Raw genomic sequence first — 14390 nt, forward strand, 5'->3', positions numbered from 1 at the left:
AATGAATAACGGCCCGGTCAATCAGAGTGCTGGCATTGGCATTAATGTTAATGCTCAACCTGACTCAATAGTGAATATTGGTAATCTGACGATCAACAATTTGTCGTCTCCAAACTTAACTATATTCACGAAACAATACCTTACTTATTTGTTTCACAATGAACAGGAAAAGGCATCAGTTTCACTGGAGTGTTTAAGAGTTACCAATTCCCTTGACGATGAATGCCAAACACTATTAAAAGTGCTTGAGTGCAAAAAAGCGCTACTGCTAAAACAAGATTATTCCATTAGCCCAGATGATTTTACGACATTGTTGAGGAGTGAACGTTCGGGTGCCGTGATAAAAGATGCAGTTGAATCGGTCTACATAGGGCACCTTTCACAAACATCAGAGGAAAGAGCCAGGAACCGTTTTATGAATTCTGGCTTTAGAGACTCATATTGCAAAGCTGTATTCTTCGGTAATCTTGCTAGCGAATCTGAGCTCAGAGAGCAACTCACTAATGGTTTCGATGGCTTCTATGAGCACGAGTTGTGTGCGTTTGTTAGCGCCGCAAGTCGACTTGAACAATTTGAACTTGCACGGGAGTTATGCGAATACTTAAAAGTTAACTATCCGTCTCTAAATAGTGAAATCCTATTTTCTCTTTCTAGTGCATATTGTCTACATAAAGCGGTCAATGGACTCCATTTCTGGGTTATTGACAGTAGTTTACTGGTTGAACTGGAGTCACAAACTCAAACAGTGTTGGCCCTCTCCGAGAGAGTAAAGGATTATCGGGTGGTGCAGAGTGCCGCTGTACTCCTTGCAACGACCTGGTTTAGGCATTCTAAATTATTTGATTACTGTATTGCGAACGTTGAAGAAGCAAAGAAATCTGTTCCCCAGATTGAAGAGTTTATTGAACTCAAATCCACAAATGGAGAAAGTGAAAAGAAAACCAGAGAGTTACTTAACGAGAAAAACCAGCTCTTAAGCGAGCTGGAGTTTGTGCAGGTTACTTCAGCTATCGCTAATGGGGCAATTCCAAATCGGCTCGTTAAGAAGTGGTTGGATAAAGGAGGTGCGGTATCTACGACCGAACAGGTGGTTTCTGACTTAACCTCCGTATTCTTAAATTGTACAGTATGCGATTCGCGAAATACGGAACTCAAAAACAAAATCTGCGACGCAATCGAGTCTCTGGTGAAGGTACATTCAGACAAATTGAGCGAAATAAATTTGGAGGTTCTTAGCAGACTGTCTGCAGTGTTATTGCAACTGGAACTTCCGCTTTCAGTTATTAAATTACTTCAGCCTTTGATTCCTGAAAGTCCATGGCCATCTCCAATAATCACCGCCTATGCAGAAGCCTTATTCGCTTCAGAACAGGTCAAAGAATTAAGCCGACTCCTGGTTGCAATAGAGCGCAAAGAGGAAAGCTTCAGATTGACGACACTCCAGGTTGAAGTGTTGATGTCTTTGGGTAACAACCAGGAGGCTTTCACCTGTGCGAAAGATGCGTCGGAATATTTTAGCGACAGCCCATATCTATGGTTATTGATATTGCGTCTAAACCATATTACTGAATCGAGTGTTGAAGAAATTAATCGGGAAATCACAGGCATTCCCATGACCGTTTTTTCGCAATTTAGTGGGCATGGTATGACCTTGATCAGACTCATCTCAAGGACCAATCTTATACTATGCGAATCTGTTTTGTTGGAGTGGTTTCTGGATGATCCGGTAGGTATGTCCAAACACATCACCAATTTTAGTATGGATAGGATGAAAAGTGTTGCGGACTCTGATCCCTCGCTAATCACATCTGAGCGGTGTTCTGTTGCTGTCGTGTATGTTCACCTTGGAAAAGTATACACGAAGATGCTCTTAGAAGACGGGGCATCAAATGAGTACTTTATAAGCAAAGATAGTCCCTTGGGGGAAAGTCTTGCTGAAATGAATGTTGGAGATGTGTCAGGGGATGGAGTCGGTAAGGTTGAGTTAAAAGAAGTTTTATCGCCTGTGGTAGGGGCGTTTCGAATTGCATCGGAAATACGAATCCACGTTAATTCTGGAGATGATTGTTTCTATTCCTTCACTGTTAATAAGCATTCTCCTGTGGAGGGATTTAAGCAGGCACTGGATATGGTTCCTGAAAGTGACAGTCTTTCTGAACCCGAAATAAATGGTGTCCACATCCCTCTATTGATGCGGCTCCGCAATACACATGACCACGAGGAAGTAAAGGGTGCCTTTATTTACTTAATGGACAAAAATAGTAATCAGTATTTGAAACTAAATAACGATGGAATTGAAGGCAGCGATAGCCTTGTTTTAGATGCTTTATCCTTAACGTACTTTAGTCTAACTGGGCTGGGAAGCGTTTTAATTGAATCTGAATTCAACATCTACGTCACGCCTGAAACTCATGAAGTAGCCTCTACCTGGCTTAATGAAATGGGGAGGCCCGAATATTTAGCGTTACGAAAAGATGGGGAGCACGTTATAAGGGTAACTGCTGACGATATTGCCCAAGATGTAAACTTAAGGAATTTACGACATTTACTGGATCATAGCACAATACTTTATCCGGATTCATTTGATATGCCAGAAGTGTTGGTAGAGCTTAGAGACTCTATCAGTATTACCCACTTCAGTTCTGTTAAAACTGCTTTATCTCACTCTATGCCAGTGCTGTGTCTCGATAGCAGTTTTTGCGCACTATATAAATCCATTGATGTACCTGTAGTCAATATTGCTGAATTAATGCACCGAATACGAAATACGGACCAGATTGAGTCCCATCGACTAGCGCGTTGCCTGATCTGGTATGGTCTACCTGTACCATTATTAGTTCAGGACGTACGCCAATTTTGTTCCGAAGATGAAGAAGGACAATACCTGGCTGCGCAATTACTCACAAATGTTCCTGTCAGTTTTAAGTCGACGGAGGAATCTTTGGCTGTTCTGTCGATGTACTGTGTCCAGTCTATTTGCATGGCATATACAACTCCTTTTTCATACTTGAGTTTATCTGAATGGAAACACACTGAAAATATCATAAACCGTTGTTGCATATTATCGATGACACAACTGCAAGGAGAATCGAGTGAGGAAAGATTGGCCCAACTAATTTTTGAGGTGTTATATCGGACCGGACTTTTAAAGCGAGCCTTCAATCTCAGTCTAATGTTTTTCCGTCAGTTCGTTCGCGGACATTTTTTGGATACAACTCGTATAGATGTTGAGATTCAAAAATTATACGAAGAAAAAGAAAATGGAAATGAATGATTTAGAAGGGATTTCTCGGTCTAAGCAGTGCTTTACCAAGAAGTTAAGCATTTCTATCGGACTACGTAAAAGAGCAAATTAAAGGGGACCATCTTCTTTTTGCATACTAACTCTAACTCAAAATGTCAAAATTGGTACAGATACAACTGCGCTCAATGACGACCTCGATGCCATCTATTTAAGTGTGCATAATGTAATAGTTGAGGGTAAGCGTGCGGCAAACAGCACATTCTAGGGGTGATGAAATCTCAGTAAGCTGTCTCTAAAGTTAAAAACGGAGGGAGCAATGAGAAAGTTTCGAAGCCCGGACCAGTGGCGACAAATCCTGGAAGATCAGCAGAGAAGCGGTTTAACCATTTCGGAATTTTGTCGCCAGTATAAAATTTTAACCAAACGTTGGCCTCATTAGCGGGTTGCTGGGCACATGCCAGACGAAAGTTTAAAGAGGCCGAAGTGGTACAAGAAAAGGGCAAAAACGGTAAAGCGAACTGGGTACTGAACCTCATTCAGAAGCTATACCGGATTGAAACCCGCATCAAAGGCCAGTCAGCACTGCAGAAATATCAGATAAGGCAAACCGAATCACTTCCTTTGCTAACCCAATACAAAGCCTAGCTGTATAAATCGGCATTGAAGGTGCCACCTAAAACGGCATTGGGTAAAGCGCTTGGCTACAGCCTGAATAAATGGCACAAACTGGTTCGCTATGTCGATGATGGCAACCTTGCCATCGATAACAAACGCGCCGAACGAGCCATCAAGCCCTTTGTCATTGGCAGAAAATCAACTTAACAAACTGTCCGGAATTAGTTGACCACTACACAATCGACACCTTAAGAGCGGCACATACCGTCATTGTGTGAATTAATCAGGACGTAATCTGCCAGTTCTCTAACAGCGATGTAATCAGATCTGACAGGTTACTCTAGCTCACTTTTGCCCCAAAGCTTGTTAGCACACGTTTGTTCGTTCTGGACTTTACGAAAGAGTTACCCTACAAAATCTCATCTATTAGCCCTCCAATTTAGTGCTTCTCTATAACAGCGGAATCCTGATTAGATATACAGTCATATCGTATTGCGATAGTTTTTGAGGGTTTCGAGAGCAACATCCGTGCGCGTTTTTCCGGATGGTGTATTTTTAAAAAATCTGATAACTTCTTTACATAAAGATAGTTAACTGTGCGCGTTTTCACAGGTCCAACGAGGTAAACGCGCATGCGCACAAATAATATGTTAGGGAGTTTCCATAGAATGGAGAAGACTATGAAGGGGCAGGATTCAAACTTAGATTTCTACAATGCTCACTACGATATAATTGGTCAATGGCTGGTTCGGCCTGGCGATAAAGTAGTTTTGGGTGACAGAGATAACCGTAGCTGCCGTTTCTGCGGAAAAACGACGCCGGAGGTAACTTTCAAAAAAGTAGCTCACGCAATCCCTGAGCTACTAGGAAATAAGAGTATCGAAAGTGCCTATGAGTGCGATACCTGCAATAAAGGATTTGGGCAAGGGATAGAGAATGACCTTGGGAATTGGTCAAAAGCAATGCGCACTCTCGTTCGCATCAGAGGGAAGAGCGGCGTGCCAACGCTAAAAAAAGGCGGAGACAAACCCGGTTGGAGAATCGAATACGACCAATCTAGGCTTAATATCACTGCGTATGAAAATGACCCAATTTTCGAAGTTGATGAAGAAAACAAAACGGTTACCTTCAAACTAAGGCGAGATTCTTATACACCGGTAGCTGTGCTAAAAGCGTTTATGAAAATCGGGATTACTCTATTGCCGGATAGTGAAATTCCGAACTTTTCGGGCTTGATGCGATGGGTAAAGGAACCTGATCATTCCAAGGCCTACATAAACAAATGCCCCGTTATTTACGCCTTTCAGCCGGGCCCCATGCCAAACGATTTAATCACAGCTTTGATCTTGCGGCGTAAAAGTACGGTTACTGGCTACCCGTATGCATTCCTTGTTCTTGGTTATGGAAATGAAGTATTTCAAGTTGTCTTGCCGTCTGAAAAGAATGACAATCAAATGAATGGGAAGTCTGTTTCGATTCCCCCTTTTCCTGTGCCCGGCCATCCCGATCAAGGTCGTTATGGCCAGCCTAGAACTACTGTTTTGGATTGGATGGATAGCGAAGTGCGAAAGGGTGAAATCATGACTATGCAAATGGGGTTTGACGATAGATTTCCTGTGGAATTTCCGGAATCAGAGTAGTGCCTAACAAAGCGCTGTTACGGAAAATTTACTCGCTGGTGCTCTCAAATTTCCGCAGAGCGCGGCGTTAACCCATAGAAATATTTATTCGAAACTGACGAGTTAGAGTTAAGTCTTTAACTCGAAAATGTCCAGAAGCGATTTTGGTGGCATAAGGGACAACCTGTTCGACTAGGTTTCGCTTTAGACTATAGGTGTCAGATCGTGTATGAGTCAGTACAATTGATGGACGTTATCGCATTTTTGAGGCGTCATTTTCCCAAAATCATCCGGACGTATTTATGAGTCACTGTTGACTGTCCGTCTTCCTGATAGCACCTCCCGGAAAAAGGCCAAATCCTGCATCGCTGTTTTGGTTTGAAATGTCAGATTTTCTTTAACCTCATCTTCAGTGTAAATCAATCCCGCTTCGGCTTCTTTCAGTAATGCTTCCAGTTGATTGGTGTCGATGAGGAGGCCATTTTCAGGGTTCGAAGCGACTGATTTGGTCAGGTAGTAGGCCATTAAGTACATTACCGAACGCTTTTCTTTAAAGAAAGCCTGAAAGAATTTATCATCAATAAAATTGGCAACTTTTATGAGTAGGTCTTCAGGTGTGTCTTCAGACTGTTCTAACCGCCAAAGGTCAAATGATGCTATTAAATGTTCAATGGCCATTCTATTCAGTGCAAGCAAATGGGTGACCTTGTTGGTATAAACATCTTTCATCAGTGCCAGCTGCTCTCTTGCCTGCTCGAAATCACCTCGCAAACCATAGATTTTGTACAGATAAAAGTGTGACCATGCCTTGCGCTCTTGATGGTCGGGTTGCACTGCCATTGAGATTATTTTTTGCAATAATCCCTCGGCCTTTTCCCATTCCTCCCTTTCCCAGTGAACGCGTACCTTAGAGTAATATAAGTCTGGCAACGCGCGCCGGCAACTATCACTTAATGATGAATCAAAGAGAACGATTTCCGAAATAAGCGTGCTAAAAGACACTGACGGGACGACAAGATTACTGTTGGCCTGTGATTCGCAATAGCGAATATTTCTTTCGGTCAGCTCCGCGTATCGCTGCAAATCCTTTTTAATATCCAGCCACATACGCTCAATTTCATCAAGTTGCATCCGGGCGTAAAATGAACTGTGTTCTTCATGAAGCTCATTCCATTGCGCTTCGCTGGGTTTTCCACGTTGATTTATGATGTTTTCAAGACGCACCTTTTGGTATGCGAGCATTGCCCGAGTGCCTTCAATACCCGCAACATGTCTATTGGCAAATATCGCCGTATTTCTTTGAATAACTTCAATGTATCTGATTGCTTCTTCCGGCTCAGTCAGCTGGGCGAGAATTTTTGCGGAGAATACCACAGATAGTTGGTGCAGCTCTTTTTCATCTTCAGGATTTTCTTTAATGTGAGACAGAAGCTCATTAAGTATCCGTTTTGCGTCATTGAGCCACATTTCAGAGAGTCGGGAAAAAGGGGCTACCTGAAAGCCTATGGCTAATGCGAGTATTTCAGATACTAAATCCCCTTCGGGCGTTTCTGCCGCCGCTGTAAAGTATTTTACCGCTGCATGGCTGTCCAGGTTTCCGGAAGATGCCAACCCCATCGCCCGGTAATAGTGCTTTGTTTGATCCATTGTAATATTGCTGCGCGCCTCTTCCAACCGGATCAGTGCTGTTGGATAATCCCTTCTTTTAATGGCATCCATCGCAAGGGATAATGCGGGAATTTCAGGCTCGCTCTCTAAAGTCCTGGACGCAAGCTTGCTGGCGATATTGTCCACATCTTCCAGCAACTCGTTCAAAGAATTCTGAGTACTCTTCCCGTATTCTTCTGTTTTTTCTCGACTGAGTCTGTCCGATGCCAGTACTTCTTCATGGTGCTGTAGGTCTCGTATTTTCGTTTCATCCGACCTTGCCTGCGCATTAACATCATTGGCAATCTGTCCTTCCTTGATCACCGTATTATCATGACTGGATTCTTCAGCAGTTTTTTGTCCATCAAAATGAGTAAAAACAGCGAAAGCAAGACCAATAATTCCCACCCAAAAACCAGCAACATTAAGAGCCCTAATTTTCTTTGTTCGGCTATCTAACCTTCCTAACAGAAAAAGTGTGATAGTCTTAAATGGACCTCCCTGGTTAAGCCGATTGTGCTGGTGATCTGCGTTATTATCTAATTCCTTTTGTGACATCAGATGTCTCCGTCAGCCTATTGATGTAGGCTTTCAACATACCTGAAACAATCGTAATCGGGAAGTATCCAGTTTCACTTCTAACATAACTTACGCCGTTGTTAACCACCGGGTTTTTGTTTCATTTCTGCTATCAGTTCACGCAGACACAGTTGAGGAGCAAGAGTCGCTCATACAACCTAACACCAACGCTAAGAATATCTCTACAGTTAAATTGGGGCTAATACTAGTGAGTGCAGTTGTTCTTAACGAAAGGATTACTGTTTCCCTGACTTGCTTCAATCCTTTTGTCTCTCTCGCACTCCCAGGCATCAACGGGGTCATGATGATCCCAAAACATCATCATTTGAAAGACGTCAGGTTCAAGTTCAACTTCATTGTGTTGTTGCGACATGTAAAGATAAACCCTTGCGATGTTCCCTTTTACGCTATCAGGAGGCTCAGCTAAGTCTTTATCGAAATCAATTTCAAAATCGCAAGCTCCATAATTTCTTTTTTCTCCGGAAATTTCTCCAAAAGAATAATTCGAACGGTCACCATTCAGCTCACCGATTGCGGGAGTCAGATTATGCATATCATCATGCGCTTTCTTGAACCACGGTACGAGCTTTTCTGCACATTGACGCCCTCCGATTGATTTTCCACTACTAGTTTCGCACTCTTCATAATTCTGATGATTTTGCCATTGGTCCAACTGTCCACCAAAGTGAGAGGCAGGCATTATATGCTCCCATTCAATACGGGATGCTCTTGCATTAGGTTTTCCCGAACTCGTTATCGGTTTTCTGGGTACATAACCACAATTTTGAGGGTATATCATCGTTTCCTTGATATTACCGTCACCATCCCTGTCTTCTGTATCATCAAAGACAAAATCGCAACCACAATAAAAAGTGGTTAGCCTGTCAAAATAGACTTCGCTTTCTGCTCTACTTTTGGCTTGACTAAAACTGGTGGGCCAGCTTTGCGCAAAGGAGAGGGTTGGCAATATCAGAACAGCCAAAAATAACTTTTTCATATCCATGTTCCCTGTACTTTAAAACCAAATTAGGTTAAAAATAGACCCGTTCTCAAAAAGAATCAACATCGTCAGAGACCAAAATGTATGTGGATTGCATATTCAACTACGTAAAAATGGCAGGGGAAGGTGAAACTCTTACCAGTGCGGCCGAGCGCCTACAAGTTGAAGTTGAGGAACTCCAAGACTGGTCAAATTGGCGAAAGACAGGAAGGTTTCCTGACGATACTCACATTCAAAAAATCGCTACATTTATTCAATGGGATTTGGAAGATACGCGAGAGGCCTTTGTTGCAGCAAAGCTGCTATATAAAAGCTTAAGCCTCTCATAGTACTATCTATAATTTGGACAGCATAATTGACAGATAGAATAGCTTTTGTCGAAGAAGACTGGACAATTTAACGAAAGTATAGAGTTCTTCTATGGACATGCTAAAAACAGAGAAACGCTTCACCGGGGAATTGCTATGGTATTTTTGGTGTTTTATGTACGCAAAGACAGTCCAGGCATGTGCATTAACCATTAAAACTGGTTAAGTTCCTTAAGCGGAGCGGCCCAATACCCAGCCCCTTGTTTATAGAGAAAATTATTTTCAACCAAAGCTTGAATATAATGCTCGATATAATAGCGAACATTCAAAAGATAACTTTGACCCAGTAAAATCAATGAGTCCGAATGCATTTTTATTTCGGGGGCAATTTCTAGACCGAGATTTGTGAGAGTCCTGTCTAAATTCTCAATGTAAACCAAACGAATTCCATGTGATGCAATTTCTCGCAAAAGCACATACTGCCAGGCCCTGGGTGAGACAGAAAATGCATACAGAGGATCAATTTGAGGGACAAAAAAGTCCCAATCATATTTTCTACTTCGAAGAATTCTTGAAGCCCACGCTATAGACTTCTCAAAGCAATCTATTGAATCTCCGGGCAGAGATTTTCTGATGTTGTCTCCTATATTCTGTCTTGAATAAATCAGTTGATTTAAACACTTTTTGGCATCTTGAGTATGCCGGTAAAACGTTTTTTTGAGACTTTGAATACATTGGGCTCTGTATTTGGTTGTTCTAACATTGTGCCCCCATTTAAGTTTTTCGAAAAATGACATTTCATCATTGAAATAATGGGGCGCGGCAACCAGGTAACTAAAAGTTCTTTGCTTTTTTGGTGGTGCCACTTGATATACCAGTAAAGGTATAGTTTTCAGTTGCGATTTATGTGTGAAGCTTAACTCAAATCTACCATTTCGTTTCCACCTTAATGATTTAATAACAACGTTGTGGTCGTTTTTTGGCGTGGGTAATTCGTCGATTGAGGTTTTTATAACGTCATTGGGTATCGTCATTGCTATTCGTCTATGCACCCAATGACAGTCTGGTTTTTCATACTTTACTGGCGGTAGTTGAAGGAGCTTGTTTTTATAATTGGCATTTATTTTTTCTAAGCTTCTGAGAATTTTCGAGTTGATTTCATTCAAGTTGAGGGAGGTGTTGATGTTATTTTGATTGATTAACTCGCGCTTCCATTCACGAGAAATATGAACACACTGATGATTTTTTGGATCAAGCAGAGCTTGTGTTACTGCTGATTCCGTGTAGCTTTCTTCTTTTAACAAATGTGAAAGGTCCAACTCCAGGGTGGTTAAGTCAATATTTGCAAGCTTTAGGTGTTTATCCTTATCTACAGCGTTGTGCACCTTGATCTCGAAAGCTATCTGATGAACGCTTCCATTTATACTCGCATCAACGAGAATATCTGGTTGCACTGTATTGTCTCCCATCATTCGGCTCTCTAATTTGGCGTTGATGAAAGAAAGGTGTTTGAAAGGGGTAATTGTATCGACCGGATGACATGGATTTGCCAACATGTCTTCGAAAGATTGTTTTTTAATCGGTAGTGTCAATGTTGACGAAAATGTTACTAGCTGACTCAGTATCAGTTTTCCAATTTTATGAAGTGCGGTTTCGTTACAGCGTCTTTCAGTCGAGTGCTTGTAAGAAAAATACCAACGTTTTTTAGTGCCAATATTGGCAACTAAATCAGTATTACATGAGGGGCAAACACAATTACACTTTAGTCCATTCGAATTTCGGTTAAATTCGGTTATCCATCGAACAGAGCCACTGTCATTATCGAGTCCATAAGGGATTTTTAATTTTGTCATGACAAGTTAATAGAGCCAGAAATGTAAAGTTGATGCAAGCTATTAGACTGTTTTTAACCCAATCCCTCCTTTTCCTGCCGCACAGTCAGACATCACTACCCAAAAATACTTTTTTGAATTTATTGTTTATTAGTAGGTACTTGCTTTATTTGTTCTTGAACCGAACTGCTAGAAAGTTCGAATGATTCCTTTTTTTGACTCCGCTATTACACGTTAATTCTGTTATTACAATTTATTCATGTGCATTAGTGTTTATTGTTGTAACTGTCAGTACCAGGAGAGATCAGTCTGGCGCACAATGGTATTTTGTTCCTGGATGAACTAACTGAATTCCCGCGCAAGGTGCTGGATGTGCTGCGGGAGCCGCTGGAAGCCGGGGAAATCACCATATCCAGAGCTGCACAAAAAGCGGTGTTCCCGGCCCGTTTTCAACTGATTGCGGCCTTAAATCCCAGCCCCTCCGGCGATGTGAATGACGGCAGGCACACGCCTGACCAAATATTGAAGTATCTGAACCGGGTGTCAGGCCCGTTTTTAGACCGCATAGATTTGCAGGTAGACGTCCCGAGATTGTCAAAACAGGATCTGCAACTGGCGCGAACACAACCGGTTGAAAACAGCCAACAGGTACGGCAACAGGTGTTGACGGCAATGGCGGTGCAGTATGAAAGAGCCGGAAAACTCAATGCTGAACTGAGTAATGCCGAGGTGAAACAGTTTTGCATTTTATCCGAGTCCGATCAGCAATTTCTGGATATGGTACTGGAAAAACTGCGGCTTTCTATTCGCACCTATCAGCGCCTGTTAAAAGTTGCCCGAACCATCGCCGATCTGGCGGGGCAGGAAGACATTAAGCGTCAGCATTTGAGCGAAGCGCTGGGTTATCGCGCTCTGGATCGCATCATCGCCAATCTGTTGCGCTGAACCTTAAATTTGCTCAAAAAACGCTTTTATCACCGGCTCATCACGGCGTTTTTCCAGACAACATAATCCCAGGCGATAAGATTCTATGTTATTGATTTCTATGATATTTACCTTGTCGGCGATGGTGGAGTAGTGGACCACAATTTCCGGCACTATGGCAATACCACAGCCCAGTGCCACCATACTCAAAATGGCCTCGTTACCGCCAACGCTGGCATATACTCTGGGTCGTATACCCTGCTCGCTGAGCCAGTGATGTACTATGCGTTTTGACGGGCCGATATCCGGTAAAATCATTTGTTCGTCAGTCCAGACCAGGTCTGATATTTTGCGCGCCGGGTGTTTTTTGGGGGTGATCATCACCAGTGGCACCTGATCCAGGTGCTGAAAATACAGTTCCTGCGGAAAGTTAGGGGTGTGAATGGCAATGGCCAGGTCGGAACTTTGCTCCATGACCCGTTGCACCGACTCGCCCGGGTTACCTGTGGCCAGTTTGATTTCAACTCTGGGGTGACTATCGCGAAAGCCTTCCAGCAGCGGTGGCAGGTGACTGACACTGGCCGTTACGGTACAAAACAGACTGAGTTCGCCCTGCAAAGCCTGCATTTGTTCGTTGATATCCCCTTGCAACGTTTGCCATTGGCGCGTGATTTCTTCGGCAAACACTAAAAAACGCTGTCCCGCCGGGGTGAGCTTGGCGGTTCTGTTATCCCGCACAAGGAGACTGGAACCCACTTCATCTTCCAGCCGTTGGATCACACGGGATAATGTGGAAGGGCTGATATACATAGCTTCAGCGGTTTTCCCAAAGTGCAGGGACTGCGCCAGATGTTTGAATATTTGCAGTGACCGGAAGTCCATTACTTATCCATATTGCAAAAAATGAAACGTGATGTTGCGAATATATCATTTTTCACAACGACTAAAAAGTCGTATTGTTGTTCCCGGATTAATCGTCACAGATTATTAAGAGTTATGGGAAATTATTTTAATTCATTGCCTTTGCGTAAGCAGTTAGACCAGTTAGGTCGTTGTCGTTTCATGAGCCGTTCTGAATTTGCAGATGGCTGTGATTTTATGAAAGGTAAAAAAATCGTCATCGTAGGTTGTGGTGCTCAGGGTCTGAATCAGGGCCTGAATATGAGAGATTCCGGCCTGGATGTGAGTTATGCATTACGTCAGTCAGCGATTGACGAAAAGCGCGCATCTTATCAAAGAGCCACTGAAAACGGCTTTACGGTAGGTAACTATCAGGATCTGATCCCTCAGGCTGATTTGGTCTACAACCTGACGCCGGATAAGCAACACGCCAGCGTGGTTGAAGCCGTAATGCCGCTGATGAAAGACGGCGCAGCATTGGGCTATTCGCACGGTTTTAATATCGTTGAAGAAGGTCAACAGATCCGCCCTGACATCACGGTTGTGATGTGTGCACCTAAGTGCCCAGGCACAGAAGTGCGTGAAGAATACAAGCGTGGTTTCGGTGTGCCGACATTGATTGCGGTTCACCCAGAAAATGACCCCAAAGGTGAAGGTTGGGATATCGCGAAAGCCCTGGCCTCTGCAACAGGCGGAGACAGAGCCGGCGTGTTGGAGTCCTCTTTCGTTGCGGAAGTAAAATCCGACCTGATGGGTGAACAAACCATTCTGTGCGGTATGCAGCAAACTGCTGCGATTCTGGCTTACGATAAAATGGTAGCCGAAGGCATCGATGCCGGCTATGCCGGAGCATTGGTTCAGTATGGCCTTGAAGCAATCACTGAAGCACTGAAAATCGGTGGAGTTACCAACATGTTGGACCGTTTGTCGAATGCCGACAAATTGAAAGCGGTAGCTTTGTCCGATGAACTAAATAGTTTATTGCGTCCTCTGTTTGAAAAGCACATGGACGACATCATGTGCGGTGAGTTTTCCAAAACGATGATGGAAGACTGGGCCAATGGTGATGCCAACTTATTGAAATGGCGTGAAGAAACAAACTCTACCGGGTTTGAGCAGGCACCCAAATACGATGGCACCATCAATGAGCAAGAATTTTTTGATAACGGCATCTTTATGGTGGCCATGATCAAAACGGGTGTAGAACTGGCCTTCGACGTTATGGTTGAGGCGGGAATTCTGCCAGAGTCAGCTTACTACGAATCTCTGCACGAGACACCGTTAATAGCAAACACTATTGCCCGTAAGCGTTTATACGAAATGAATGTGGTTATTTCGGATACTGCAGAGTATGGAAACTATCTGTTTGCGAATGTAGCTGTACCACTTCTGAGAGAGAAGTTGATGCCTGAAATTGGTACCGACCTGATCGGTAAAAGTTCCGGTGCATCCAACAGTGTTGATAACAAAGCATTAGTTCTGGCGAACCATGCATTGCGCAATCACCCTGTTGAAACCATTGGTACAGACTTACGCGGTTACATGACTGACATGAAAACAATTGTGGCAGCCAGTAACTAAGTTCCCAAACAGATTTGTCTCCCACGTTGACAATTTCTGTCGTTAGGTGCTTTAAAAGCCCTGTTAGCCCGGTGAATTTCGCCGGGCTTTTTTTATGTGGTTCGGCAAAAATTCCCCGACTGACAAAACCGTAAGGCAATG

9 protein-coding genes and 2 pseudogenes are annotated in these 14390 nt (G+C 43.2%); 7 read left to right on the forward strand and 4 right to left on the reverse strand.

The window, feature by feature from the left end:
* Position 1: 1 nt before the first annotated feature.
* The 4 genes and pseudogenes from gapS6b to LJ740_RS14525 all read left to right on the forward strand — a co-directional run bounded on the left by gapS6b (position 2) and on the right by LJ740_RS14525 (position 5499).
* Complete coding sequence (gapS6b, locus tag LJ740_RS14510; protein ID WP_229529830.1) at positions 2-3274, forward strand: GapS6b family protein; 3273 nt, start codon at positions 2-4, stop codon at positions 3272-3274.
* Between the two features lie 286 nt (positions 3275-3560).
* Positions 3561-3683, forward strand: coding sequence for an IS66 family insertion sequence element accessory protein TnpA (gene tnpA, locus LJ740_RS23465; protein ID WP_407676419.1), 123 nt, complete (start codon positions 3561-3563; stop codon positions 3681-3683).
* Positions 3684-3685: 2 nt separating this feature from the next.
* Positions 3686-4060 (forward strand): annotated as a pseudogene (locus tag LJ740_RS23470) (IS66 family transposase); the annotation flags it as partial.
* Between the two features lie 479 nt (positions 4061-4539).
* Positions 4540-5499 carry an HNH endonuclease gene (locus tag LJ740_RS14525; RefSeq protein ID WP_229529833.1) on the forward strand — a complete coding sequence of 320 codons (960 nt, stop codon included), beginning with the start codon at positions 4540-4542 and terminating at the stop codon, positions 5497-5499.
* A gap of 279 nt (positions 5500-5778) precedes the next feature.
* On the opposite strand, the gene LJ740_RS14530 is transcribed toward LJ740_RS14525, so the two are convergent.
* Positions 5779-7683, reverse strand: coding sequence for a hypothetical protein (locus LJ740_RS14530; RefSeq protein WP_229529834.1), 1905 nt, complete (start codon positions 7681-7683; stop codon positions 5779-5781).
* Between the two features lie 226 nt (positions 7684-7909).
* Positions 7910-8701, reverse strand: a complete 792-nt coding sequence (locus LJ740_RS14535; protein ID WP_229529835.1) for an endonuclease — start codon at positions 8699-8701, stop codon at positions 7910-7912.
* Between the two features lie 83 nt (positions 8702-8784).
* On the opposite strand from LJ740_RS14535, the gene LJ740_RS14540 reads away from it, so the two are divergent.
* Positions 8785-9033: a hypothetical protein gene (locus LJ740_RS14540; protein ID WP_229529836.1), complete on the forward strand. Its 249-nt coding sequence runs from the start codon at positions 8785-8787 to the stop codon at positions 9031-9033.
* A gap of 191 nt (positions 9034-9224) precedes the next feature.
* On the opposite strand, the gene LJ740_RS14545 is transcribed toward LJ740_RS14540, so the two are convergent.
* Positions 9225-10865 (reverse strand): competence protein CoiA family protein, encoded by a 1641-nt coding sequence (locus LJ740_RS14545; RefSeq protein WP_229529837.1) that lies wholly within the window; start codon positions 10863-10865, stop codon positions 9225-9227.
* Between the two features lie 273 nt (positions 10866-11138).
* Between LJ740_RS14545 and LJ740_RS14550 the strand changes: the two are divergent.
* Positions 11139-11789: pseudogene (locus LJ740_RS14550) on the forward strand (ATP-binding protein); the annotation flags it as partial.
* 3 nt (positions 11790-11792) lie between these two features.
* Here the strand turns inward: LJ740_RS14550 and ilvY are convergent.
* Entirely contained in the window at positions 11793-12650 is an 858-nt protein-coding gene (gene ilvY / locus LJ740_RS14555) for an HTH-type transcriptional activator IlvY (protein WP_229529839.1), read from the reverse strand.
* A gap of 114 nt (positions 12651-12764) precedes the next feature.
* On the opposite strand from ilvY, the gene ilvC reads away from it, so the two are divergent.
* On the forward strand, positions 12765-14249 hold the full coding sequence (gene ilvC, locus LJ740_RS14560; RefSeq protein ID WP_229529840.1) for a ketol-acid reductoisomerase: 1485 nt from the start codon (positions 12765-12767) through the stop codon (positions 14247-14249).
* The last annotated feature ends 141 nt before the right edge of the window (positions 14250-14390 follow it).

The sequence above is a fragment of the Planctobacterium marinum genome, from assembly GCF_020687805.1.
Classification (GTDB): domain Bacteria; phylum Pseudomonadota; class Gammaproteobacteria; order Enterobacterales; family Alteromonadaceae; genus Planctobacterium; species Planctobacterium marinum.

Bases quoted from the DNA above. Each gene is read 5' to 3' on its own strand.
- gapS6b (WP_229529830.1), top strand. From the start codon at position 2: ATGAATAACGGCCCGGTCAATCAGAGTGCTGGCATTGGCATTAATGTT.
- tnpA (WP_407676419.1), top strand. From the start codon at position 3,561: ATGAGAAAGTTTCGAAGCCCGGACCAGTGGCGACAAATCCTGGAAGAT.
- LJ740_RS14525 (WP_229529833.1), top strand. From the start codon at position 4,540: ATGAAGGGGCAGGATTCAAACTTAGATTTCTACAATGCTCACTACGAT.
- LJ740_RS14530 (WP_229529834.1), bottom strand. From the start codon at position 7,683: ATGTCACAAAAGGAATTAGATAATAACGCAGATCACCAGCACAATCGG.
- LJ740_RS14535 (WP_229529835.1), bottom strand. From the start codon at position 8,701: ATGAAAAAGTTATTTTTGGCTGTTCTGATATTGCCAACCCTCTCCTTT.
- LJ740_RS14540 (WP_229529836.1), top strand. From the start codon at position 8,785: ATGTATGTGGATTGCATATTCAACTACGTAAAAATGGCAGGGGAAGGT.
- LJ740_RS14545 (WP_229529837.1), bottom strand. From the start codon at position 10,865: ATGACAAAATTAAAAATCCCTTATGGACTCGATAATGACAGTGGCTCT.
- ilvY (WP_229529839.1), bottom strand. From the start codon at position 12,650: ATGGACTTCCGGTCACTGCAAATATTCAAACATCTGGCGCAGTCCCTG.
- ilvC (WP_229529840.1), top strand. From the start codon at position 12,765: ATGGGAAATTATTTTAATTCATTGCCTTTGCGTAAGCAGTTAGACCAG.